This window comes from Streptococcus marimammalium DSM 18627, assembly GCF_000380045.1.
GTDB lineage: Bacteria > Bacillota > Bacilli > Lactobacillales > Streptococcaceae > Streptococcus > Streptococcus marimammalium.
Genome location: NZ_KB904359.1, coordinates 50,950 through 75,844 on the forward strand (window position 1 = coordinate 50,950; position 24,895 = coordinate 75,844).

The 24,895-nt window shown below is 34.5% G+C and carries 25 protein-coding genes; 19 read left to right on the forward strand and 6 right to left on the reverse strand.

The annotated features are described in order from the left end of the window. Positions 1–138 precede the first annotated feature (138 nt). Positions 139–339, reverse strand: a complete 201-nt coding sequence (locus A3I1_RS0106480) for a hypothetical protein (protein WP_018370471.1) — start codon at positions 337–339, stop codon at positions 139–141. 276 nt (positions 340–615) lie between these two features. Here A3I1_RS0106480 and A3I1_RS0106485 point away from each other — a divergent pair, with 276 nt between their 5' ends. The 4 genes from A3I1_RS0106485 to A3I1_RS0106500 all read left to right on the forward strand — a co-directional run bounded on the left by A3I1_RS0106485 (position 616) and on the right by A3I1_RS0106500 (position 4,050). After that, complete coding sequence (locus A3I1_RS0106485) at positions 616–2,103, forward strand: flavocytochrome c (protein WP_018370472.1); 1,488 nt, start codon at positions 616–618, stop codon at positions 2,101–2,103. Positions 2,104–2,240: 137 nt separating this feature from the next. Then, complete coding sequence (locus A3I1_RS0106490) at positions 2,241–3,107, forward strand: GNAT family N-acetyltransferase (protein WP_018370473.1); 867 nt, start codon at positions 2,241–2,243, stop codon at positions 3,105–3,107. 143 nt (positions 3,108–3,250) lie between these two features. After that, positions 3,251–3,835, forward strand: a complete 585-nt coding sequence (locus A3I1_RS0106495; RefSeq protein ID WP_018370474.1) for a DUF3796 domain-containing protein — start codon at positions 3,251–3,253, stop codon at positions 3,833–3,835. Between the two features lie 2 nt (positions 3,836–3,837). Then, the gene (locus tag A3I1_RS0106500; protein ID WP_018370475.1) at positions 3,838–4,050 is read left to right on the forward strand and encodes a helix-turn-helix transcriptional regulator; all 213 of its coding nucleotides are present in this window, start codon (positions 3,838–3,840) and stop codon (positions 4,048–4,050) included. 43 nt (positions 4,051–4,093) lie between these two features. Here A3I1_RS0106500 and A3I1_RS0106505 read toward each other — a convergent pair whose 3' ends face one another. Further along, positions 4,094–4,654, reverse strand: a complete 561-nt coding sequence (locus tag A3I1_RS0106505) for a GNAT family N-acetyltransferase (RefSeq protein ID WP_018370476.1) — start codon at positions 4,652–4,654, stop codon at positions 4,094–4,096. 244 nt (positions 4,655–4,898) lie between these two features. Here A3I1_RS0106505 and A3I1_RS08030 point away from each other — a divergent pair, with 244 nt between their 5' ends. Beyond that, a complete protein-coding gene (locus tag A3I1_RS08030; protein ID WP_018370477.1) occupies positions 4,899–5,765 on the forward strand; it encodes a metallophosphoesterase family protein in 867 nt (288 codons plus the stop codon). A gap of 58 nt (positions 5,766–5,823) precedes the next feature. Here the strand turns inward: A3I1_RS08030 and A3I1_RS0106515 are convergent, their stop codons facing one another. The 3 genes from A3I1_RS0106515 to rpmF all read right to left on the reverse strand — a co-directional run bounded on the left by A3I1_RS0106515 (position 5,824) and on the right by rpmF (position 7,056). Further along, positions 5,824–6,588 (reverse strand): class I SAM-dependent methyltransferase, encoded by a 765-nt coding sequence (locus A3I1_RS0106515; protein ID WP_018370478.1) that lies wholly within the window; start codon positions 6,586–6,588, stop codon positions 5,824–5,826. A 120-nt stretch (positions 6,589–6,708) separates the two neighbouring features. Beyond that, entirely contained in the window at positions 6,709–6,858 is a 150-nt protein-coding gene (rpmG, locus tag A3I1_RS0106520) for a 50S ribosomal protein L33 (protein WP_018370479.1), read from the reverse strand. 15 nt (positions 6,859–6,873) lie between these two features. Continuing rightward, the gene (rpmF, locus tag A3I1_RS0106525; RefSeq protein ID WP_018370480.1) at positions 6,874–7,056 is read right to left on the reverse strand and encodes a 50S ribosomal protein L32; all 183 of its coding nucleotides are present in this window, start codon (positions 7,054–7,056) and stop codon (positions 6,874–6,876) included. Positions 7,057–7,242: 186 nt separating this feature from the next. On the opposite strand from rpmF, the gene hisS reads away from it, so the two are divergent. Genes hisS through A3I1_RS0106545 form a run of 4 tightly spaced genes read left to right on the forward strand, consistent with a single transcriptional unit; the run spans position 7,243 to position 12,132 of the window. Further along, positions 7,243–8,529: a histidine--tRNA ligase gene (hisS, locus tag A3I1_RS0106530; RefSeq protein WP_018370481.1), complete on the forward strand. Its 1,287-nt coding sequence runs from the start codon at positions 7,243–7,245 to the stop codon at positions 8,527–8,529. An 11-nt stretch (positions 8,530–8,540) separates the two neighbouring features. Next, on the forward strand, positions 8,541–10,289 hold the full coding sequence (gene aspS, locus A3I1_RS0106535; protein WP_018370482.1) for an aspartate--tRNA ligase: 1,749 nt from the start codon (positions 8,541–8,543) through the stop codon (positions 10,287–10,289). After that, on the forward strand, positions 10,282–11,226 hold the full coding sequence (locus A3I1_RS0106540; RefSeq protein ID WP_018370483.1) for a YitT family protein: 945 nt from the start codon (positions 10,282–10,284) through the stop codon (positions 11,224–11,226). Before aspS ends, A3I1_RS0106540 begins: the two co-directional genes overlap by 8 nt. Positions 11,227–11,250: 24 nt before the next feature. After that, positions 11,251–12,132 carry a YitT family protein gene (locus A3I1_RS0106545; RefSeq protein WP_018370484.1) on the forward strand — a complete coding sequence of 294 codons (882 nt, stop codon included), beginning with the start codon at positions 11,251–11,253 and terminating at the stop codon, positions 12,130–12,132. A 36-nt stretch (positions 12,133–12,168) separates the two neighbouring features. Here the strand turns inward: A3I1_RS0106545 and argS are convergent, their stop codons facing one another. Next, a complete protein-coding gene (gene argS, locus A3I1_RS0106550; protein WP_018370485.1) occupies positions 12,169–13,857 on the reverse strand; it encodes an arginine--tRNA ligase in 1,689 nt (562 codons plus the stop codon). A gap of 657 nt (positions 13,858–14,514) precedes the next feature. On the opposite strand from argS, the gene mutS reads away from it, so the two are divergent. The 10 genes from mutS (at position 14,515) to A3I1_RS0106600 (ending at position 24,708) form a co-directional block, all read left to right on the forward strand. Next, the gene (gene mutS / locus A3I1_RS0106555; protein WP_018370486.1) at positions 14,515–17,049 is read left to right on the forward strand and encodes a DNA mismatch repair protein MutS; all 2,535 of its coding nucleotides are present in this window, start codon (positions 14,515–14,517) and stop codon (positions 17,047–17,049) included. Between the two features lie 369 nt (positions 17,050–17,418). Next, a complete protein-coding gene (gene mutL, locus A3I1_RS0106560) occupies positions 17,419–19,380 on the forward strand; it encodes a DNA mismatch repair endonuclease MutL (protein WP_018370487.1) in 1,962 nt (653 codons plus the stop codon). Positions 19,381–19,392: 12 nt separating this feature from the next. Further along, positions 19,393–19,986 (forward strand): Holliday junction branch migration protein RuvA, encoded by a 594-nt coding sequence (ruvA, locus tag A3I1_RS0106565; RefSeq protein ID WP_018370488.1) that lies wholly within the window; start codon positions 19,393–19,395, stop codon positions 19,984–19,986. 9 nt (positions 19,987–19,995) lie between these two features. Further along, on the forward strand, positions 19,996–20,556 hold the full coding sequence (locus tag A3I1_RS0106570) for a DNA-3-methyladenine glycosylase I (protein WP_018370489.1): 561 nt from the start codon (positions 19,996–19,998) through the stop codon (positions 20,554–20,556). 42 nt (positions 20,557–20,598) lie between these two features. Next, positions 20,599–21,840 carry a competence/damage-inducible protein A gene (locus A3I1_RS0106575; protein ID WP_018370490.1) on the forward strand — a complete coding sequence of 414 codons (1,242 nt, stop codon included), beginning with the start codon at positions 20,599–20,601 and terminating at the stop codon, positions 21,838–21,840. Positions 21,841–21,882: 42 nt separating this feature from the next. Then, positions 21,883–23,019, forward strand: coding sequence for a recombinase RecA (recA, locus tag A3I1_RS0106580; protein ID WP_018370491.1), 1,137 nt, complete (start codon positions 21,883–21,885; stop codon positions 23,017–23,019). Between the two features lie 80 nt (positions 23,020–23,099). Next, the gene (spx, locus tag A3I1_RS0106585; protein WP_026216797.1) at positions 23,100–23,498 is read left to right on the forward strand and encodes a transcriptional regulator Spx; all 399 of its coding nucleotides are present in this window, start codon (positions 23,100–23,102) and stop codon (positions 23,496–23,498) included. Between the two features lie 199 nt (positions 23,499–23,697). Then, on the forward strand, positions 23,698–23,967 hold the full coding sequence (locus A3I1_RS0106590) for an IreB family regulatory phosphoprotein (RefSeq protein ID WP_018370493.1): 270 nt from the start codon (positions 23,698–23,700) through the stop codon (positions 23,965–23,967). Next, the gene (gene ruvX, locus A3I1_RS0106595) at positions 23,964–24,383 is read left to right on the forward strand and encodes a Holliday junction resolvase RuvX (RefSeq protein WP_026216798.1); all 420 of its coding nucleotides are present in this window, start codon (positions 23,964–23,966) and stop codon (positions 24,381–24,383) included. Before A3I1_RS0106590 ends, ruvX begins: the two co-directional genes overlap by 4 nt. 25 nt (positions 24,384–24,408) lie before the next feature. Beyond that, positions 24,409–24,708, forward strand: coding sequence for a DUF1292 domain-containing protein (locus A3I1_RS0106600; RefSeq protein WP_018370495.1), 300 nt, complete (start codon positions 24,409–24,411; stop codon positions 24,706–24,708). Positions 24,709–24,895: the final 187 nt, after the last annotated feature.

Genomic DNA, 24,895 nt, shown 5'->3' on the forward strand with positions numbered 1-24,895 from the left:
TTTTACAAGTGATAGGCTCAAAAGCCTTGATACCAAGCACTTTAGGGAACAGCCTAGAGTGCTTTTTTATTTTTAAGTAGTTGTAAATAATAATAAAAACGCTAGTCAAGTAACTAACGTTTATTCTTAAAATAAGTTTTATTTTCTACCGTCATTTGTTTTTAATCCACCTTGAAAATCAGCTTCTATATTATCTACATAGTCACGATAGTAGTCTTCCAAATCTTTTTTAAGTTCCTGATAATCCTCTTCACTATAATTTTTTTCTTCAAAGAAAGCATTGAAGCGAGGCAAGCCTAATTCTTTTCTTAAGCGTTTAATGACTTCTTCTTTTGTCATGATTACTCCTTATTGTCTGTTAGTTTGTATTTGCATTAATAGTATTATTTTAACATAATTTTCTTTAGAGTGGTATTTTTCTAAAGAAAACCAAAATAAGCTAATAACTAAATATATTTCTATAATAGTAACAATGTCAATAAGCTTTACAAGACTGTAAAGCTATTAAAAAGTTATTAGACAAGTTCCAAAGACATCTTTATCATAAAGACTTGCTTTTTATTGTGAAACAATGTACAATACTGATGAAAATATTAATTTAAAAAGGAGAATATAATGAAAAAGAAATTATTTGTTTTCTTAGCTACTTTTTTAGCATTTTTCTCATTAGTAGCATGTGGAAAAACGAGTGAACCAAAAGAAACAACGACAGAGGAAGTTGTTTCTGGAGCAACTGAAAAAACATACACGGATCCTTCAAAATTAGAAGAGAATTATGATGTTATTATTGTCGGCTCTGGTGGTGCTGGAATGTCTGCAGCGATTTCGGCAAAAGATGCTGGTGCTAATGTGGTTATTTTTGAAAAAATGCCATATATTGGTGGTAATACAGCTAAATCATCTGCTGGGATGAATGCATCAGAAACTAAATTTCAAAAAGAGCAAGGTATTGAAGATTCCAATCAAAAATTCTTTGAAGAAACGTTTAATGGGGGTAAAGAAAGTAATGATGAGGCACTTCTTCACTATTTTGTAGATAACTCAGCCTCTGCTATTGATTGGCTTGATAGCATGGGTATCACACTTGATAATATTACAACAACAGGTGGAATGAGTGTTACTCGCACTCATCGTCCTTCAGATGGATCAGCTGTTGGTGGCTATCTGGTTGATGGATTATATGATAATATTATGGAACGTGATATCCCTGTCTTTGTGAATGCAGAAGTAACAGATATTATTGAAAAAGCTGGCCAAGTGGCAGGTGTTACTGTCAAAATTAATGATAAAGAAATGACTATTTCATCTAAAGCTGTCGTGTTATCAACAGGTGGTTTTGGTGCTAATATGGACATGGTGACGAAGTTTAAACCAGAATTAAAAGGCTATGTGACAACCAACCAAAAAGGTTCGACAGGAGATGGTATTGCACTTGCTGAAGACGAGGGGGCACAAACTGTCGATATGGATCAAATTCAAATTCATCCAACAGTTGAACAAGAATCATCATATCTGATAACAGAGGCTGTTCGTGGTGAAGGAGCAATCTTGGTTGATAACAAGGGAAATCGTTTCATTAATGAATTAGAAACTAGAGATAAAGTTTCAGCAGCCATTAATCAGTTAGACCCAAATCATGCTTTCGTTGTTTTTGATGATGCTCTTAAAGGACGTGTTCCTGCTATTAATAAGTATGATGAAAAAGGCTTAGTAGTAAAATCAGATAGCATAGAAGGATTAGCGAAAGAAATTGGAACAGAGCCAGAAACCTTGAAAAATACCTTAGAAAAATGGAATCAAGCGGTGGCAGATGCTTCAGACACTGATTTTGGTCGTACCACTGGAATGGAAAATGACTTAAGCACTGGACCATTTTATGCTATTAAAATTGCACCAGGAATCCATCACACAATGGGTGGTCTAAAAATCAATACCGAAGCTCAAGTTCTTAATAAAGATGGAAAACCTATCCCAGGTCTTTACGCTGCTGGCGAAGTGACTGGTGGTATTCATGGCCAAAATCGTATTGGTGGTAACGCGGTTGCAGATATCATCATCTTTGGTCGTCAAGCAGGTCAACAATCAGCACAATTTGTCAAATAATGATATTAAGAGTTCTTAGTGATCTAAGAGCTCTTTTTTCTGCAAAAAATTTGTTATAATAATGACAATAATCCTCATAAGAAAGCTAGTAGAAAACGGAAGTGAAGACCTTTCTAGCTAATACAAGGAAAAAACAAATGAAACAAGTGATTAGAACTGTCTTAAATGACCAAGAATTAAAAGACGTCAAAACCCTGGTTAAAAAATGTCAAGCCTATGATAAGACTTTTAAGGAACCTTACTTGTCAAATATGTTAAATTTTGACAGCCAATTACCGAGCTTCTTTTTAGGGTATGAAAAAGAAAAATTAATAGCTTTTCTTGGTGTTTATGCTGATAGTAAAGAGGCAGAGCTTAGTGTTTTGGTGGATCCAGATCATAGAAGACAGGGTTATGCAACCGTTTTGTATGATACGTTTAAAAAAGAAACAAAGAACTATCAGCTAGACCCACCTCTTTTTATCACAGAAGCCCAATTTTTGACTTCAAACCCTGATTTTCTCACCAATTTACAGTTACACCAACTGGAAGATACAGATATTTTGCTTGGACGAAACAGTGACCCTTTTGACGTGACGCCAAAAGAAGAATGGCAGGTTAAACAAGCAGCGCTTAGTGATGTTGATGCGATTGTGGCTGTCAAAATGTCTGCTTTTGATGATGAGACTAGAGAGGTTCACTATCAGTACGTCACAGAAGCAATTGCTGATAAAGATAGCCTACTTTATATCCTATTAGAAGAGGATAAAGTTCTTGCCTCTTGTACAGTAGAGATCAGTTCTGAGGATTATTATCTTTATGGCTTAGCTGTCATAGAAGCTTACCGAGGAAAAGGTATTGGTTCTTACTTGGTTAAGATGATGATTAACGACTTGATTCAAAAAGGTGCAAACTCTTTCCAAATTGCTGTAGATGATGACAATGTTGGTGCAAGAAGACTCTATGAAAAACTAGGGTTTACCTATCAAACGCAAATTGTTTATTTGAGAGAGAAACGATACTAATTAAATGTTACAATGATAAAAGAGCTCATAAAGTGAGCTCTTTTATACTTTAACTAACAGAAAAAAACTTGTTTTAAACGTATCGATGTGATATATTTATAACATCATAGATAATATTGCTAGTTTATAAGAAAGAAAGAGAAATGAAAAAATTTAAAACACTGCTTATTTTAGTCATGCTCATTATTTTTTTAGTGATTGATTACCAAATCATCTTTGGTCAAAACGATTTAGGTTGGTTAACCAAAGGGCTAATTGTCGGGATAGTTAGCATTGGTGAAGGAGTATCTATTGCAACCATTCTCATGACAGGGTCATATGATTTTGGTCGCAAAAGAGAATTTGGTATTGCTGAAAAATTACATTCTATTTTGGTCATGCTATCAACCATTATCTACACCATTGGTGTTTGGGCATCAACACCAAGTGTTGGTAAGTATTATGTGAAAGAAATCTTTTTGGGACTAGGACTTCTGGTTCAACTAGTCTTTTTATTACATTTTATCCTTAAGAAAACCAAGGAAAAACCGGATGAACGTTTTATCAGTAACTTAGCAAAAACAGCTTCAGTCATGTTTTCACTTAGCCTAGTGATTTTATTCATTTTAGCCATGATTCTTGCTTTAACAGGCTCTATTACTATTTTTCCGGGTTATCTCTTTGTTGTGGTTGGCCTTTTGGTCTTACTATTTGCCGCTGTCTTTTTCTTCTTTGAAAAATGGGGGTAACAATGGCGAAAGAAAGTCAGATTAGGACTAATTTAAAAGCCGTCAGAGAATCAGTTGGTATGACTCAGCAAGAATTAGCAGATTTGGTCGGAGTGAGGCGAGAGACGATTATTCATCTTGAAAACAATCGCTACAATCCTTCCTTAGAAATGGCACTAAAAATTGCGCGTGTCTTTGATATGACGATTGAACGTCTCTTTCAGTTGAAGGATTGATGACTAAAAACCTCCAAGAAATATTATTTTCTTGGAGTTTTTCTTATAGTTCTTTATCGTGTAAATTGAGAAAGAAGATATCCTTATCCGTCCATTTGCCATTTTCAAAACTGAATTTTTCTCTGGTCACTTCAAAGCGAAAATCCAATTTTTGGATTAATTGTTTTGATGGGTGATTTGTGGGGTTAATATGAGCTTCTATTCGATGAAAGTTGAAGTGGTCTTCAAGATAGGGCAGTAGATTAGAAAGGGCTTCATAAGCAATACCTTGACGCCAAAGGTAATTATGCACAGCATAGCCTAGTTCTCCCCAATTGAAATTGGCACGCGCCAATGTAGCAATATTAATCATTCCTAAATGATGATTATTTTTATCAAAAATGGCGAGAATGTAAGTGTCGTCCTTTTGCCATAGCTGATGGTGGTGCTCCACCAACTGGTTGAACCACTCTGTTGTCGCAATTGACATCTCTAAATGTCCCTCATCAAATGCGTGCTGGGACGGTAGACGGTTTGAGAATCCCTCAAACCAAGAGGGATAGTCAGAAACCTGTAAAGGTCTAATGATTAATCGTTTTGTCTCCAAGTAAAAATCAATGGTCATGTATTTGTCACACTCCAATATCAGATTTTGTGAGACTATATTTTAACGCCATCCTCACAAATTGGCGATTTTTTGTTTACTAGTATCATAAGCTTACCCTCCTTTTGATTGTTGTTTTATTGTATCATCTTTTATTGAAATGGTAAAAGATTCTATTCTTAAAATAGTTTGATAACATTATTAGGAGGTTAATTTTACTTGCCAAAAGTAGTTATAATTGAGAAAATAATAATGGAGAAAACAGATGATAGTTAAAATTGCATTGCTAGCTGATATCCACGGCAATTATGAGGCTTTAAAAGCTGTGGTTGAAGATGCCAAGAAAAATAAAGTGACTGACTACTGGTTATTGGGGGACATTTTAATGCCTGGACCAGGTAGTGAAAATATTTTTAGTTTGTTAGATCAATTACCAGTAACGGTCAAGATTAGAGGAAACTGGGATGATTGTTTGATAGAAGCTCTTGATGGAGAGTACACAACCAATTCCACAGACGAAATTTACCTATCAAGATTAGCACAATACTTGGAAAATAAATTACCCCCTCAACGCATCAAGGATATACGCGAGATGCCACTAAACGTACGAAAAAAGATTAATGGTTTAAGAATTTCTATCTCTCACCATTTACCAACCAAAAATTGGGGCAGAGAGTTAATGGTGACCAATAGCACTAAAGCGTTTGATGATTTATTTTTATCTCATCAAGATGACATCGCTATTTTTGCGCATGTCCATCAACCTCTTTTAAGATATAGCAGTAAAAACCAAATCATCATCAATCCAGGTAGCATTGGGGAACCTTATTACCCAAGAAAAGAATTGAGAAACGATTTGCGAGCACAGTATGCCATACTGACCATCGATGAACAAGGCTACTCTGATATTCTTTTTAGAAAGATTAATTATAATAAAGAACAAGAGCTCTCATTTGCTGCAGATGTACAGTTACCTTTTTTGGAATTGTATCAAGAATTGCTAAACACAGGTGTCAACAAGGATAAAGACCGTCCTTATCTACAAAAGATTATTGATGATTATCATTACAAAGAAGAAGTTGCTAAATGGCTTAGTGATAGGCATTCACAGCTAAAAGAGAAAAATGGATAGAGCTTTCAAACAATAACAACCCTAGAAAAAGTTATTTCTAGGGTTGTTTTATCTACATTTATTTCTTTTTTGCCACCAAGTAAAATCGGTGGATACGACCTTCCACAAAGCCATCTCTATCAATCATTTCTTGTGCCTTTAATAAATTATCAAAATGTTTATCCACAGAAAAACCGACAAACTCCCATTCGATGATTTTTGCAAACCAAACTAAGGCACCAATATCAAAGAAACGTATTGGTTGATAAACTTCACCACTTTCCAGAATGTCAAAGCCATTTGCTATCAATTCTTTTTCTCTAATGTTTAAAAAATGATTAGAATAAGGTAAGTCCTTGAGTTCTGGTAGCAGTAATTCAACCAGTTCTCTATCATTTTTAGCCCCAACTTGTTGGGTGATAAAATAACCGTCTTGTTTTAAGAGTCGATGTAGTTCAGAAGGTGTGTAATCACCGTGACGATTAGTGATGACATTAAAACTCTCATCCTCAAAAGGTAAAGGAGCTGCACCATCTGCCTCTTTCAAATCAATACCTAAGGGTAGTAGAAGCTTTTTACAATAGTCAACATTAGGTGGATAGCCTTCAATAGCAGCAGTTTTGTGATAGGGATGTTTTAATGATAGTAAAAACTCACCGCCGCCAGTTTCCATGTCTAAGAGATTCAAGTCATCCGTCAAGTATTTTTTAATAACTTGAGAAAAATCCCAAGGCAAATCATCTTCTTCAGCATAGCGATCTTTGATATGTGAAAAATCCCAGCCCTTAATATGAGCCATTTCTTCTTCTTTTTTCCACTCTTGATATAATTCTTCTTTTGTCATGGTTGTTTCCTAATTGAGTTTACAAATGGGTTGTTAGTTTGTTTGAAACTATTATACCATTAGATAGAAAACCAAAAAAGCCTTTGAAAGATTGATTTCATAGGCTTTTCTTTAATTCAATTATTTAACCTCAGTGAAAATAACGTGTTTACGTAATTTTGGTGAGTATTTTTTCAATTTGATACGGTCTGGTGTGTTACGTTTGTTTTTTGAAGTAAGGTACAAGCGTTCACCAGATTCTTTATGTTCAAGTGTGATATTTACGCGCATGTGATCTCCCTCCTATTATTCTGCTGAAGCAGCTTTGGCGATTTGACGTCCTTTGTAGTATCCTTTAAGTGATACGCGGTGAGAACGTGAGTAATCTCCAGTTGTTTCATCAAATTTAACAGTTGGAGCTGCTAATTTATAGTGTGTACGACGTTTATTCTTTTTCGCTTTTGAGGTGCGACGTGCTGGTACTGCCATGTTTATCTCCTTTTAATACTTATATTTGATTTTATATCAACTCCACTATAATAGCACACCTTTTTTGTAAAGTAAAGTTACTTGACAGTTTTTTTCAACTTTTTTTAAAAATAGCTATCAATATCCCTAAAAAACCTTTCTTTTTATGTTAAAATAGATAGGAATACGTCATGGAAGAGGACTCTTATGAAATTACAAAAACCAAAAGGCACACAAGATATCTTGCCTAAAGACTCAGTCAAATGGCAATATCTTGAAAAGGTGTCACGTGAAACATTTCAAAAATATCGTTACGAAGAAATTAGAACGCCTTTGTTTGAACACTACGAAGTGATTAGTCGTTCGGTTGGTGATACGACAGACATTGTTAGTAAAGAAATGTATGATTTTTATGATAAGGGAAATCGCCATATTACTCTTCGACCAGAAGGAACAGCTCCAGTAGTGCGTTCTTATGTTGAAAATAAATTATTTGCTCCCGAAGTGCAAAAACCAGTCAAGCTATATTACATGGGTTCTATGTTTCGTTATGAACGCCCCCAAGCAGGACGTTTGCGTGAGTTTCATCAAATTGGAGTAGAAGTCTTTGGCTCAAAAAATCCCGCAACAGACGTTGAAACAATTGCCATGGCTTATCAATTGTTTGAAAACCTAGGAATTTCTGGTGTAACACTTCATCTAAATAGTTTAGGAAATCCCGAGAGTCGAACAAATTATCGTCAGGCATTAATTGATTATTTAACCCCTTTACGAGATAAACTTTCAAAGGATAGCCAACGTCGTTTAGAAGAAAATCCTCTTCGAGTGTTGGATTCCAAGGAAAAAGAAGACAAGCAAGTTGTAGAGGGTGCCCCTTCTATTCTTGATTATCTTGATGAAGAAAGTCAACAGCACTTTGATACCGTTTGTCAGCTATTAAAAGCTCTTAGCATTCCTTTTGTGATTGATACTAATATGGTACGCGGGTTAGATTATTATAATCACACGATTTTTGAATTTATCACAACTGTTGATAAGACAGAATTGACCATCTGTGCGGGTGGTCGTTATGATGGGTTGGTTGAGTATTTCGATGGACCTGAAACGCCTGGTTTTGGCTTTGCCCTTGGAATTGAAAGATTACTGATGATTTTAGAAAAGCAAGGGGTTAATCTTCCTGTTACAAATGCTCTTGACGTTTATATCGTTGTTTTAGGCGACACTGTTAACGAAACAGCACTGACTCTTGTTCAATCACTAAGAAAACAAGGTTTTTCAGTTGAAAGAGACTACCTTGATAGAAAACTCAAAGCCCAATTCAAGTCAGCTGATATGTTTAATGCTAAAATAGTTATCACTCTAGGTGAGTCAGAATTAGCATCAAACAAAGTTGTTATCAAAAATAATCAGACCAGACAGGAAAAGGAAGTGGCTCTCAATGAACTAGAGGAGAGTTTTGTAAGTATTTATAAAGAACTAACACAAAAAAAATAATGGAGAAATTTATGAAGCGATCAATGTATGCAGGACGTGTTCGATTAGAACATGAAGGAAGTGACATCGTTCTAAAAGGATGGGTAGATAGGCGTAGAGATTTAGGGGGTCTCATCTTTATTGACCTTAGAGACCGTGAAGGGATTGTCCAATTGGTAATCAATCCAGAAGTGGCTAGTCAAGAAGTGATGTCTATTGCAGATAGCTTAAGAAATGAATATGTCATTGAAGTTACAGGTAAGGTTGAAAAAAGAGATCAAGAAAATCCTAAGCTAGCGACAGGGAAAATTGAAGTTCACGTTACCAATTTAACCATTTTAAACACAGCGAAAACAACACCATTTGAAATTAGAGATCACATTGAAGTGAATGATGATATTCGTCTTCGTTATCGTTATCTTGATTTACGTCGCCCTAGCATGCTAGAAAACTTTAAACTTCGTGCCAAGGTGACTCATATCATAAGAAACTATCTAGATAGTCTAGAATTTATTGATGTTGAAACACCAATGCTTTCAAAATCAACTCCAGAAGGTGCGCGTGACTACCTCGTTCCTAGTCGTATTAGTGAAGGGCATTTCTATGCACTGCCACAAAGTCCTCAAATCACCAAGCAATTATTGATGGCTTCTGGATTTGATCGTTATTATCAGATTGTTAAGTGTTTCCGTGATGAAGATTTAAGAGGAGACCGTCAACCTGAGTTTACACAAGTTGACCTTGAAACTTCTTTTTTATCAGAGGAGGACATTCAAACCATTGTTGAAGGGTTGATTGCTAAGGTGATGAAAGAAGTTAAAGGCATTGACCTTACACTACCATTACCAAGAATGTCTTATGATGATGCCATGAATTTATATGGTAGCGATAAACCTGACACAAGATATGACATGTTGCTACAAGATGTGTCAGAACTTGTTCGTAAGACAGATTTCAAGGTGTTTTCTGAAGCGCCAAGTGTTAAAGCCATTGTGGTGAAAGATGCTGCAAGCAACTATTCACGCAAAGATATTGACAAGTTGACAGAGATTGCTAAACAGTATGGTGCTAAGGGGTTGGCTTGGATAAAATATGTTGACAGCTTATTGACAGGTCCAATTGCAAAGTTTTTATCAACAATAACAGATGAGTTGACAGATGATTTACAGTTAAGCAATAATGATTTGGTTTTATTTGTAGCAGATGATCTTGCTATTGTAAATGATACATTAGGCGCTCTTAGAACACGAATTGCTAAGGAACTTAAACTTATCGATGACTCACAATTCAATTTTTTATGGGTGGTTGATTGGCCAATGTTTGAATGGTCAAAAGAAGAAGAGCGCTACACTAGTGCTCACCATCCCTTTACCTTACCACAAAAAGAAACGGTCTCAGAATTAGAAGGTGACTTGAGCAAAGTCAGGGCTGTTGCTTATGACATTGTTTTAAATGGTTATGAATTGGGCGGCGGTAGTTTACGGATCAATGAAAAAGATATGCAAGAAAGAATGCTGAAAGCCTTAGGCTTTAAGACAGAAGACGCCTATGAGCAATTTGGTTTTTTACTAGATGCCATGGATTATGGTTTTCCACCGCATGGTGGTCTAGCACTGGGGCTTGATCGCTTTGTGATGCTTTTAGCAGGAAAAGAAAATATCCGAGAGGTTATTGCCTTTCCAAAAAACAACCGTGCTGTTGATCCAATGACGCAAGCACCAAGTATTGTTTCTAAGAAACAATTAGAAGAATTATCTTTAACAGTAAAAAAATATGATTAAAAAAGCACCTTTAAGCAAACGTATTAGATTTGTTATTAATCGTTGGGCAAAAAAAGTAGGACTTCTTAATACATTAAGAAGTATTTCTAGAGAAAAATACGCAGAAAAGATTTCAGCAGCTGTTCTAACGGGGTTATTATTTAGTATTGCTGTTAATTTCTTTTTTCAATCTGGTCACGTTTATTCGAGTGGTGTGACAGGCCTGTCTCAAATCATCTCATCGGTCGTTTTTAGAACATTTGGATTAAAATTATCTGTTGCTTTTTTCTTCTACTTATTAAATATCCCATTACTTATTATGGCATGGTATCGAATAGGAAGAAAATTTACTGTTTTTACTTTTATATCTGTCACTCTAAGCTCGCTCTTTGTACAGTTTATGCCTCAAGCAACTTTAACGACTGACCCATTGATTAATGCTATTTTTGGTGGACTTTTCATGGGGGTTGGTGTAGGTCTTGGTTTTAGAGCCAACATTTCAAGTGGTGGGACAGACATTATCAGCGTCGCTATTAGAAGAAAAACAGGTAGAGATGTGGGTACCATCTCGATGACTCTAAATGGTTTCATTATGCTGTTTGCAGGAATTCTTTTTGGTTGGCAGTATGCTCTTTATTCGATGGTTGCCATCTTTGTTTCTAGTCGGGTAACAGATGCTGTTTTTACCAAACAACGTAAAATGCAAGCCATGATTATTACTGATAAACCCGAAAAAGTAATTCGAATGATTCATAAGAGACTTCATCGTGGCGTCACTTCTATCAATGAAGCAGAAGGTACTTATAAGCACGAAAAAAAATCTGTACTCATCACTATTATTTCACGAGCTGAGTACAACGAATTTAGAACAATTATGCAAAAAACCGACCCTACAGCATTTGTATCGGTCTCAGAAAATGTCCATATCATTGGTCGTTTTACAGAAGACGATCGATAAACTTACTATAGTATAGGAGAATAAATGAAACAAAAATATATTTTTCATCCCAAAAATTTTTTCTTTATCACCCTTGGTACTGCAATTTATGCCTTTGGTTTTGTTAATTTGAATATGCAAAACAAAATTGCTGAAGGTGGTTTGGCTGGTCTAACCTTAGTTTTTCACCATTTGTTTAATATTAACCCTTCTTATTCAGGTTATCTTTTGAATTTACCTCTTGTTTTATGGGGAGCTTATGTTTTTGGTAAAAGAGCGATGGCTTACACGATTTATGGGATTAGTACGATGTATTTATTTGTTTATATCTTTCAAAAAATACCCCTTAATCTTGATTTGCAACATGACTATCTTGTTATCTCCTTGATTGCAGGTATTGGCGCTGGTATTGGAAGTGGTATTGTCTTTCGCTATGGTGGTACAACAGGTGGATCAGATATTATTGCAAGAATTATCGAAGATAAGTTTGGTATTCAACTCAGTCAAGCTCTCTTAGGTTTTGACATTTTTGTTATGTTATTATCATTGACTTATGTTTCTGTTCCAAGAATGATGTATGCCTTAATTGCTAGTTTTATGTTTAGTCAAGTAGTTCACTTGGTTGAAAATGGAGGATATTCAGTTCGTGGGATGTTCATCATTTCTGATAAATCAGCTGAGATTGCTAAGTTTATCATTGAAGAGATTGGGAGAGGTGTTACTTATCTTCAAGGTGAGGGTGCTTATTCTGGTCATGAGAAAAATGTTATTTATGTAGCAATGTCACCTACAGAAATTCGGGAAGTTAAAAAAGTGATGGAGGAGATAGATCCTAGGGCTTTCATTTCCATCATGGCTATTGAAGAGGTCGTCAGTCCAGATTTCATCGTTAATCGTCGACCAATGCTAAAATTACCCAAGAAATAAAACAACTTCAGTCAACGACTGAAGTTGTTTTATTTCTTACATTTCATTTGGTGCTTCAACACCTAGTAAGCGAAGAGCTTCTTTTAATACAATACCTGTTGCATAAGATAATGCTAAACGACTATCACGTTCTGGGCTGTCGTTTAAGATTCGAGTATGAGCGTAGAAGCGATTAAAGCTTTGAGCCAAGTTGATGGCAAATTTGGCAATGACAGATGGTTCAAAGTTATCAGAACTTCTTGCAATTATACGAGGAAAATCTTGTAATAATTTCACAATTTCCCAACTATCAGAGTCGTTTAATTTATAATCACCACTAGTACTTGGTATAAAATTACCTTTTTTTAGAATAGATTGAATACGAGCATGAGCATATTGCACATAGGGACCAGTTTCTCCTTCAAACGATACCATTGTTTCTAAATTAAAGTCATAACCATTTGTTCTATCAGTTTTTAAGTCGTAGAATTTAATCGCTCCAACACCAACTGCTTGAGCAACTTTTTCTTTATTTTCAAGATTAGGATTTTTAGCCTCGATTTGTGTCAATGCACGATTGATAGCTTCATTAATAGTTGGCTCAAGAAGAATAACATTTCCTTTTCGTGTTGAGAACTTAGTGCCATTACTTGTTACAAGTCCAAAGGAAACGTGGCTAATATCCTCACTCCATTCATAAGACATCTCAGATAGCACAGCTTTTAGTTGTTTAAAGTGGGATGCTTGTTCTTGTCCTACGACATAGACAGCTTTAGCAAAATCATAGTGACGATGACGGTATAGTGCTGCCGCCAAGTCACGAGTAATATATAGAGTTGCTCCGTCAGATTTTTTAATAAGAGCAGGATGTTCAATGCCGTATTTTTCAAGATTAACGACCTGTGCTCCTTTGGATTCTTGTAAGAGTTTTTTCTCATCTAATAAATCAAGAATTTCTTGCATTTTATCATTGTAGAAGGCTTCTCCATTGTAACTATCAAAGGAAATCTTCATCAAATCATAGATACGGTTGAATTCAATCAAACTTTCATCACGGAACCATTGCCATAATTGAAGGGCTTCTTCATCCCCATTTTCAAGTCTTAGGAACCAATCTCTTGCCTCATCATCAAGTTCTGGATGATCTTTTACTTCGGCATTGATACGAACATATAATTTTAATAATTCATTGATGGGATCTTTTTCAACAGCTTTTTTATCACCCCATTTTTTGTAGGCAACTATTAACATCCCAAATTGCTTACCCCAGTCGCCTAAATGGTTAACTTTAATCGTTTTGTATCCCATTTTTTGGAAAATGTTAGATAAAGCATCACCAATAACTGTTGAGCGTAAATGTCCAATTGAAAATGGTTTGGCAATGTTTGGACTTGACATATCAATAACTATGTTTTTATTTTCACCAATATTTTGTTGACCATAATCACTACCATGTTTGATAACGTCCAATAAAATTTGATGAGATACTTTTTCTTTGTCCAAGAAAAAGTTGATATAAGGGCCAACAGCTTCTACTTTTTCAAAACCATCTTTATCTATCTTTTCTACAATTTCTTGAGCAATCATTTGAGGTGCTTTTTTTAATATTTTAGCTAAAGAAAAAGCTGGAAAGGCAAGGTCACCCATGTTTGAATTCTTAGGTGTTTCGAGTAAATTGAGAACTGTTTCAAATTCTAAATCAGCAACAGCAGTAATTTTTTTAGCAATAAGTTGTTTTGTATCCATCTTTGACTCCTAAACTATTAATTGTCACTTATATTTTAACATAAAAAACACTATTATGGCGGAAATATCTGTTAATGATGTAATTTTCCCTCATTAATTTGCTGAAATGTGGAAAATCAATGCTTATCATAAGAAAAAATAATGGAATAGCATAAAACAATCTTACTAAATGAGAAGAGAATTCTTTGTTGTGGCATAGTATAGGAGAAAGGTGCAAAATAAAGGAAAATTTGATATAATTTTAAGGATAATTATTCAAGATAGATATTTGCGATGAATAAAAGAGACTGACTAAAAACAATTAGTGAATTTTCGTTTGTAAAGAATAACAAGTCAAATGAATTAAAAAGAGATTAGCAGAAAAAGCTACTCTTGTAAGGCAAGCCATCCTATCAAGTGATTTATGAGCAATGAGCTCCAGGAAACATCATCAAGAGAAAAGTCAAGTATTTTATAGTTTATCATATTAACTCTATTGATATTTAAATCAATTGTTAAGAATATATTTTATTAGTGCCTTGAGCAGATTTTATAATAGGTATTCATATTAATTTTGGTGAAACCGACTTAATGTTATCTTTAATGACAATAAAAGCAATTTTATATTATAGATGAAAACAAACTATAGTAGTCCTTTAGTAAGAGAGGAAATAGGAAATGACTAAAGAAAAAATTTCTCCAGGGATGCAGCAGTATCTCAATATCAAAAAAAATTATCCTGATGCCTTTTTACTCTTTCGTATGGGTGATTTTTATGAATTATTTTATGAGGATGCTGTTAAAGCAGCACAAATTCTTGAAATTAGTTTAACTAGTCGTAATAAAAATGCCGAAAATCCAATTCCAATGGCTGGAGTTCCTTATCATTCAGCTCAACAGTATATTGATGTTTTAATTGAATTGGGTTATAAGGTAGCGATTGCTGAACAAATGGAGGATCCAAAACAAGCAGTGGGAGTGGTTAAAAGAGAGGTTGTCCAAGTGGTTACACCAGGAACAGCGGTTGACTCTTCTAAACCAGATGCAAATAACAATTATCTCATCGCTATTGATACCAATCAGGAATTTTTTGGATTATCCTATATGGATTTGTCAACAGGTGAATTTTATGCAAGTGTTTTACCTGATTTTTCAAGTGTTTGTAGCGAAATATTAAATTTAAAATCAAAAGAAGTGGTGGTAGGCTATCAGCTTGATGATGAGGATTATGATCTTCTGGAAAAGAAAATGAATATAATTGTTTCTTATCAATTTCAAAAAGAGGATCACCCTTTACTCAATTTAGATCTTCATCCATTAGAAATATCAGCAGCCTCTAAACTACTCTACTACATTAAAACTACACAAATGCGTGAATTGAGTCATCTCCAAAAGTTAGTTCATTATGAGATTAAAGATTACCTTCAGATGACCTATACAACAAAAAGTAGTTTGGATTTGTTAGAAAATGCTAGAACCAATAAAAAAAATGGTAGTCTTTTTTGGTTGCTTGATAATACAAAAACAGCCATGGGAATGCGATTATTGCGTCAGTGGATTGATCGACCACTCATTAATCAACAAAAAATTATTCAAAGGCAAGACATTGTTCAAGTGTTTTTAGAACAATTTATTGAGCGTAGTGATTTGACAGAAAGCCTCAAAGGAGTCTATGATATTGAACGATTAGCTAGTCGGGTTTCTTTTGGTAAGGCTAATCCCAAAGATTTAATTCAGCTAGGGCAGACCTTGTCTCAAGTGCCTTACATTAAAGCAATCTTAGAAGGTTTTTCTCACCCCAGTTTAGAGGCTCTTGTCAACGAGATGGATCCTTTGTCAGAATTGGAAGAATTGATACGTTTAGCGATAGATACCAATGCTTCTGCCACAATCACTGAAGGAAACATTATTAGAACTGGGTTTGATGATAGGCTAGATCACTATCGTAAAATCATGCGTGAGGGTACTAGTTGGATTGTTGATATTGAAACTAGGGAAAAACAGGCAACAGGCATTTCAACTCTAAAAATCGATTACAATAAAAAAGATGGCTATTATTTTCACGTGACCAATTCTAATCTTAACCTTGTTCCTGATTATTTTTTCAGAAAGGCAACCCTAAAAAATTCAGAGCGTTTTGGTACAGCAGAATTAGCTAAAATTGAAGGTGAGATGCTTGAGGCGCGTGATTATTCTGCACAATTAGAATATGATATTTTTATGCGTGTGAGAAGTCAAGTAGAAAAATATATTGCTAGATTACAAAAACTGGCTAAACAAATTGCTACAATTGATGTTTTACAGAGCTTAGCCCAAGTGGCTGAAAATAATCGCTATGTTCGTCCGACATTTAATGAATTAGGGAAAATTCAAATTGAGCAAGGACGACATGCGGTTGTGGAAAAAGTCATGGGAATACGAGAATACATTCCTAATAGCATTATTTTTGATGACTCAACAAACATCCAATTAATTACCGGTCCAAACATGAGTGGTAAATCAACTTATATGAGACAACTTGCCTTAACGATTGTAATGGCACAGATTGGCTCTTTTGTTGCGGCTCAAACGGCAAATCTTCCAATTTTTGATGCTATTTTCACCAGAATTGGTGCAGCAGATGATTTAATTTCAGGGCAGTCAACCTTTATGGTGGAGATGATGGAAGCTAACCATGCTATCAAACGAGCAAGTAAAAATTCTCTCATTTTATTTGATGAGTTAGGAAGAGGAACAGCAACTTATGATGGAATGGCTCTTGCTCAAGCTATTATTGAGCACATCCATAACCACATTACAGCTAAAACAATGTTTGCTACTCATTATCATGAATTGACAAGTCTGTCAACTAGCTTGACACACCTTGTTAATGTCCATGTATCAACCTTAGAGAAAAACGGAGAAGTCACTTTCCTTCATAAGATAGCAGATGGCCCTGCTGATAAATCTTACGGCATTCATGTTGCCAAAATAGCCGGTTTACCAAAAACATTACTCAAGCGAGCAGACACTCTTTTAACCAAATTTGAATCAAATGCTGTTATTCCTGTGTCAACTAAGAAGACAATAAGTTCTCAAGTTAAACAATTACCTCTTATTGAAGAAGAGCAACAAACAGTTTTAGAGAGATTAACGACACTTGATGTGATGAATATAACACCAATGGAAGCCTTGAAAGAATTGTTAACTTTACAAAAAATATTAAAAAAGTAAGAATTGAATAATAAAGATAAGTCACAAAATAGAATTTCTTTTTTCTTGTTTTGTGACTTATTGACTATGATCAGTTGAAGAAGTCTCTCAATTTCTTTCTTTTTTGTGTGGTATAATAGAAAAACAATAGTAAGACTTAATTTATTCCTATCAATAATCACTAAAAGAAGTTGATGTGATAATAAAATCAAGTTTAGAAATTTTAATGATAGTGGCTTAATCATTATCTGAAGTTATTATTGAAGTACAGATTGATTTATATCGAATAAATAAGCTGTTAAAGTTTTAAAAGAAGAGTTGTAAATAATTAATTAACTTCATTATTATAAAATAAAAGTGACAAATGTCTTAGAAAAGGTGAAGAGTATTATGCCTAAAATTATTGAATTACCAGAAACACTCGCCAACCAAATAGCAGCTGGTGAAGTGATTGAGCGTCCAAGTAGTGTTGTTAAAGAATTGATAGAGAATGCTATTGATGCTGGAAGCACCCAAATTACAATTGAACTCGAAGAGTCAGGATTGAAAAAAATTCAAGTCACTGATAATGGTGAAGGAATTTCCAAAGAAGATGTGGCTTTAAGTATAAAACGTCACGCCACAAGTAAAATTAAAAGCCAGTCTGATTTGTTTCGGATTAGAACACTGGGATTTCGTGGTGAAGCCCTTCCCTCGATTGCATCAATTAGTTTAATGACTATTAAAACTGCAACAGCTTTTGAAGAAGGCGGCACTTTGTTGATTGCTAATGGTGGTCAAATTGAACAAGAAGAAGTAATCTCAACACCAGTTGGCACTAAGATTATTATTGAAAATCTCTTTTTCAACACACCAGCTAGATTAAAGTATATGAAAAGTCTACAGGCAGAACTAGCTAATATTGTTAATATAGTCAATCGTTTAAGCCTTGCTCATCCAGAAGTTTCATTTGTTTTATTTAGTGATGGCAGAGAGTTAATTAGAACTGCTGGAAGCGGAGATTTACATCAAGCTATTGCAGGTATTTATGGTGTTAGTACAGCTAAGAAAATGGTCGCTATTTCAGCATCTAATCTTGATTTTGAGGTATCAGGCTATGTTAGTTTGCCAGAATTAACAAGAGCTAATCGTAATTATATGACGCTTTTAATTAATGGTCGCTACATTAAAAATTTCTTACTTAATAGGGCTATCATTGATGGCTACGGAAGTAAACTAATGGTAGGACGTTTTCCAATTGCTGTCATTGATATTCAAATTGATCCATATTTGGCAGATGTCAATGTTCACCCGACTAAACAAGAAGTTCGTATTTCTAAAGAAGGTGATCTGATGTCTCTCATTAAAACAGCTATCTTTGACAGTTTAAAAGAACATGATTTGATTCCAGATGCGCTCGAAAATCTAGCAAAATCAAGTATAAGAGGTTTTCCAAAACCGGTTCAAACTAGTCTTTCCTTAAAACAAACCAATCTTTATTATGATAATGATAAAAAAGATTTCTTTGTTCGCTCTAGTGAAGAAATGGATACCTATGTAGAAGAAAACCAGTTTTCTCAACAAGAAAATAAAATTGACAATTCGCTTGACAATACTGTCAAGACATTTCCCTCTGTCAAGTTTGCTAATCGAACACATTGGCACGATTTTAATGGTGAGCACCCTGAAATTGATATGACTAATAGCGATAAACTAAAATTTCTCTTAGATAATCTTGAAAATGAGGAAGCGTCTGTTTTTCCAGAATTAGAATACTTTGGGCAAATGCATGGCACTTACCTCTTTGCTCAAGGGAAAGAAGGACTTTATATCATTGATCAACATGCTGCTCAAGAAAGAATCAAGTATGAATATTATCGTGACAAAATAGCGGATGTCAATACAAGTTTACAGCAATTGTTAATGCCTTATCTATTTGAATTTCCAACAGATGATTTTCTTAATCTGCAAGAAAAAATGCCTCTACTTAATCAAGTTGGCATTTATTTGGAACCTTATGGTGAAAATACTTTTATTTTACGAGAACATCCTATATGGTTTAAGGAAGAAGAGATTGAATCAGGTGTATATGAAATTTGTGATATGTTGCTACTAACTAACCATGTTTCTATTAAAACTTACCGTGCTGAATTAGCGATTATGATGAGTTGTAAACGAAGTATTAAAGCAAATCATACTTTAGATGATTACTCAGCGAGACATCTTATCAATCAATTGGCTCAGTGTCAAAATCCATATAATTGTCCACATGGCCGACCAGTTTTAGTGAGTTTTTCAAATTCAGACATGGAAAAAATGTTCCGTCGTATTCAAGAAAATCATAAAAGCTTAAGAGAACAAGGCAAATATTAGAAGAGAGAGACAATGTACGAATATATCAAAGGAACCCTTACAAAAATAACAGCTAAATATATTGTGGTAGAGGTATCAGGAGTTGGCTACATCATCCATGTAGCTAATCCTTATAGTTTTTCAAATCAGGTTAACCAAGCGATAAAAATTTACCTCTATCAAGTTGTTCGAGAAGATGCTCATCTTCTTTATGGTTTTCATAGTGAAGAAGAAAAAACTATTTTCTTAAATCTTATTTCAGTGACAGGTATTGGTCCAACGTCTGCTTTAGCTATTATTGCAGCAGATGATAATGAAGGATTAGTCACGGCCATTGACAACAAAGATATTACTTATTTGATGAAGTTCCCTAAAATTGGGAAAAAAACAGCTCAGCAAATGATTCTTGATTTAGCAGGTAAATTTGTTGATAACGCAATAACAAACAAGGGGAAAATGGGAACAAAAGCCTCAACTACTAATCATGCTTTAGAAGAGGCGATGGAAGCTCTTAATGCTCTTGGTTATAAAGCTAGTGAATTGAAAAAAATTTATACTTTCTTTGAAGGAACAAGTGAGACGACACAAGACTATATTAAAGCATCACTTAAGATGCTAATTAAATAGGAGATGACTATGAAACGTTGTGGCTGGGTAAAAAAACAAAAGATAGATATGATTTACCATGATACCGAGTGGGGACGGCCATTACACGATGACCAAGCCCTATTTGAATTATTTTGTTTAGAAACTTATCAATCTGGCGTTTCATGGTCAACAGTCTTACACAAAAGACAAGCTTTCAATCAAGTGTTTAAAAAATTTGACTTTACTAAAGTATCCCATATGACAGATGAAGAGCTTGAAACCTTGATGTTTGATAGTTCTATTATCAGACATCGTGGAAAGCTCTTTGCGACAAGAAATAATGCTCAACAATTTTTAAAGATTCAAAAAGAATTTGGTTCTTTTGATGACTACATTTGGTCTTTTGTTAATCATAAGCCCATCAATCATAAGATTAGTCATTATCAGAATACATCAAGTCAGACTCCTTTATCAAAACATATTGCTAAAGAACTGAAAAAGCGTGGTTTCAAATATGTTGGGCCGACCATGATTTATTCCTTCATGCAGGCAGCTGGTCTTGTCAATGACCATGAAGTAGAATGTTTTTTTAATCCTAATCATATTTAAAAAAACATAACAGTTTACGAATAAGAGAGTGAGGCACTTGTTATGAAGGCAGAAATTATAGCGGTTGGAACAGAAATTTTAACGGGTCAGATTGTTAACACCAACGCTCAATTTTTATCTGAAAAATTTGCTGAAAATGGAATTGATGTCTATTTTCAAACAACAGTAGGAGATAATGAAGAGCGATTATTATCAGTTTTATCTGTTGCTAAACAACGTAGTGAACTGATTGTTTTGTGTGGCGGTTTAGGACCGACAGAGGATGATTTGACTAAGCAAGTTCTAGCTAAATTTTTAGAAAAACCCTTAGTGGTTAATCAAGAGGCAATGAGTAAACTAGATGACTTTTTTGCAACTAGACCAAATGCTTCAAGAACTGCAAACAATGATCGTCAAGCTCAAATCATTCTAGGTGCTAAAGCCATTCAAAATCCCACAGGTTTAGCTGTGGGAAGCATGATTGAGGTTGATGGTGTCACTTATGTGGTTTTGCCGGGACCTCCTAGCGAACTAAAACCAATGGTTAATCAGTTTTTATTACCTTTATTAAAGAGTGATACCAAACTTTATTCTCGTGTTTTGAGGTTTTTTGGTATTGGTGAGAGTCGTTTGGTAACCGAATTGGCTGATATTATTACGCACCAAACTGATCCAACAATAGCTCCTTATGCAAAAGTTGGGGAGGTGACTCTTAGACTATCAACCAAGGCAAATAATCAAGAAGAAGCGAAACAAAAATTAGATGCTCTAGAACGAAAAATCCTTAACACCTCTGATCTCAAAACTTATCATTATGGTTATGGTGATGAGAATTCAATGGCTAAGGTCGTTTTTAATAGTCTTCGACAGAAGAAAAAAACCGTGACAGCAGCAGAAAGTTTAACAGCAGGTTTATTTCAATCACAACTTGCTGAATTTCCTGGTAGTTCCTCTATTTTTAAGGGTGGTTTTGTCACCTATAGCATTGAAGAAAAATCACGAATGTTAGGTATCTCTATAGAAGAATTAAGAGAAAATGGCGTTGTTAGTGCTTTCACAGCAGAAAAAATGGCAGAAAATAGTAGACGTCTCACCGATTCAGATTTTGCTGTTTCACTAACTGGTGTTGCTGGTCCAGATACCCTAGAAGGTCAACCTGTAGGAACTGTCTTTATTGGTTTAGCAACAAAAGATTCTGTTTTTTCTCAAAAAATAATGATTGGAGGACGTAGTCGTTTAGATATTCGTCATATTGCTACCATGCATGCTTTTAATATTGTGCGTCTGACTTTATTAAAGCACTAAAGTTTAGTATAATGGAACAAGTATAGAAAATAGGAGAAATCAATGGCAAAAAAATCAAAGAAAACAGAAGAAATTTCTAAGAAATTTGGTGATGAGAGGCAAAAAGCACTCAACAATGCACTAAAAGATATTGAAAAAGATTTTGGTAAAGGAGCAGTGATGCGCCTTGGTGAACGTGCTGAGCAAAAAGTTCAAATTATGAGTTCAGGAAGTTTAGCTCTAGATATTGCTCTTGGTGTGGGTGGCTATCCTAAAGGTAGAATTATAGAAATTTTTGGTCCAGAAAGTTCAGGGAAAACAACAGTTGCTTTACATGCTGTTGCTCAAGCACAAAAAGATGGAGGTATTGCAGCCTTTATTGATGCCGAGCATGCTCTTGATCCGGCATACGCTCAAGCCTTAGGTGTTAACATTGATGAACTTCTTTTATCCCAACCAGATTCTGGTGAACAGGGACTAGAAATCGCAGGAAAATTGATTGATTCAGGAGCTGTTGATATCGTTGTTATCGACTCGGTTGCAGCTTTAGTGCCACGTGCAGAAATTGATGGTGATATTGGAGATAGTCATGTTGGTTTACAAGCTCGTATGATGAGTCAAGCCATGAGAAAATTATCAGCTTCAATCAATAAAACAAAAACGATTGCTATATTCATCAACCAATTACGTGAAAAAGTAGGAGTTATGTTTGGTAATCCTGAAACAACACCAGGTGGACGTGCTCTTAAATTTTATTCTTCTATCCGATTGGATGTGAGAGGAAATACACAAATTAAAGGTTCTGGTGAGCAAAAAGATAGTAATATTGGTAAAGAAACTAAAATTAAAGTGGTTAAAAACAAGGTTGCACCACCATTTCAAGTTGCTCTTGTTGAAATCATGTATGGTGAGGGTATTTCACGAACTGGGGAATTAGTTAAAATTGCTAGTGAGCTTGATATCATTCAAAAAGCTGGTGCCTGGTATTCTTATGAAGGTGTTAAAATTGGACAAGGATCAGAAAATGCTAAAAAATATCTTGCTGATAATCCAGAAATTTTTGATGAAGTTGATCGTAAAGTACGTATTAAATTTGGTTTAATCGAAGATGATACATTAAAAGAGCAAGTATCAGAAAGTAAAGAAGAAGTAAACAAGGATATTGCCTTAGATTTTGATAGTATTGAGATAGAAGAATAAAATCAGTCTAAAGACCGACTTTCAATTAGAGTCTTTTATGATACAATAATAGTATCATGTGGTAGAAAGCGAGAATAGACATGATCAAAATTTATACGATTTCAAGCTGTACGAGTTGCAAGAAGGCAAAAACATGGCTAAATGCCCATAAATTGCCTTATAAAGAACAAAATTTGGGAAAAGAACCTTTAACTAAAGAAGAAATTTTAACAATTTTATCCAAAACAGAAAGTGGTGTTGAAAGTATCATATCTGCTAAGAATAGATATGCAAAAGCCCTTAATTTTAATATTGATGATCTGAGTATCAATGAAGTCATTAAAGTTATCCAAGCCAACCCAAGAATTCTAAAAAGTCCTATCTTGATTGATGATAAACGTCTTCAAGTTGGTTATAAAGAAGATGATATTAGAGCTTTTCTTCCTCGCTCTATTCGTAATATAGAAAACGAGCAAGCACGCCTACGAGCTGCTCTATAAATAATATTTTATAAGAATATGTATCACAAAACCTGTCTTTTGAGGAGACAGGTTTTGTTAATACTATATAAAATTTTTTAAGATTGGTTTTAACAATATATCGCATCAATAAGTATTCAACCAGTGTTTTATTCTTGTTTAATAATGTAAAATATAGTATAATGAAATACGATACTTAATAACGAAAGAAGGTGTAAGTATGGGATTTACAGACGAAACTGTTCGTTTTAATTTGGATGATGGCAATAAGAAGGAAATTAGTGAAACACTAACATCAGTTTATAGTTCCCTTGAGGAAAAAGGTTACAATCCCATCAATCAAATTGTTGGATATGTACTAAGTGGTGACCCTGCTTATATTCCACGTTATAACAATGCTAGAAATCAAATTAGAAAGTATGAGCGAGATGAGATAACTGAAGAATTGGTACGGTACTATCTCAAAGGAAATGGGATTGATATTAAATGAGAATAATGGGATTAGATGTTGGCTCTAAAACGATTGGCGTAGCTATTAGTGATCCACTTGGTTTTACTGCTCAAGGGCTAGAAATTATCAAAATCAATGAAAATAAAGATGAATTTGGTTTTGAGCGCTTAAGTGAATTGGTAAAAGAATATCGCGTGGAAAAATTTGTGATTGGTCTTCCTAAAAACATGAACAACACCAGTGGCCCTCGAGTAGAAGCCAGTCAATCTTATGGTAAGCAACTTGAGAAACTGTTTGGTTTACCCATTATTTATCAAGATGAGCGATTATCAACTGTGGAAGCTGAAAGAATGCTTGTTGAACAGGGAGATATAAGTAGAAACAAACGTAAAAAAGTTATTGACAAATTAGCTGCCCAGCTAATCTTGCAAAATTATCTAGATCGTATCTATTGATTGATCCATATTAAAGGGGAAGAATATGACAGAAACACACAACAACCAAGAACATGATGTTATTACATTAGTTGATGAAGAAGGAAATGAAACCTTGTTTGAAATTCTTCTAACCATTGATGGCACAGAAGAATTCGGTAAAAATTATGTTTTACTAGTACCTGCTGGTGCAGAAGAAGATGAAGATGGTGAAGTTGAAATTCAAGCTTATGCCTTTACTGAAAATGAAGATGGCACAGAAGGAGAATTAGAGCCAATCCCAACTGACTCTGAAGCAGAATGGGATATGATTGAAGAAGTCTTTAATACTTTCATGGAAGAATAATAAAGAGGATATAAATCTATAAAAAATGCACCTAAAAATATGAACGACACCCTAAAAGATGGCTCTATTATATAACTTTTTGGGTGTTTTTTGTGTGAAATTAATTTTAAAAATTGTGAGATTATTGTTTTTTATGTTTCGATTTCACTTAATTTACAATAATGTTTAATAAAGTTTTTCTGAAGAT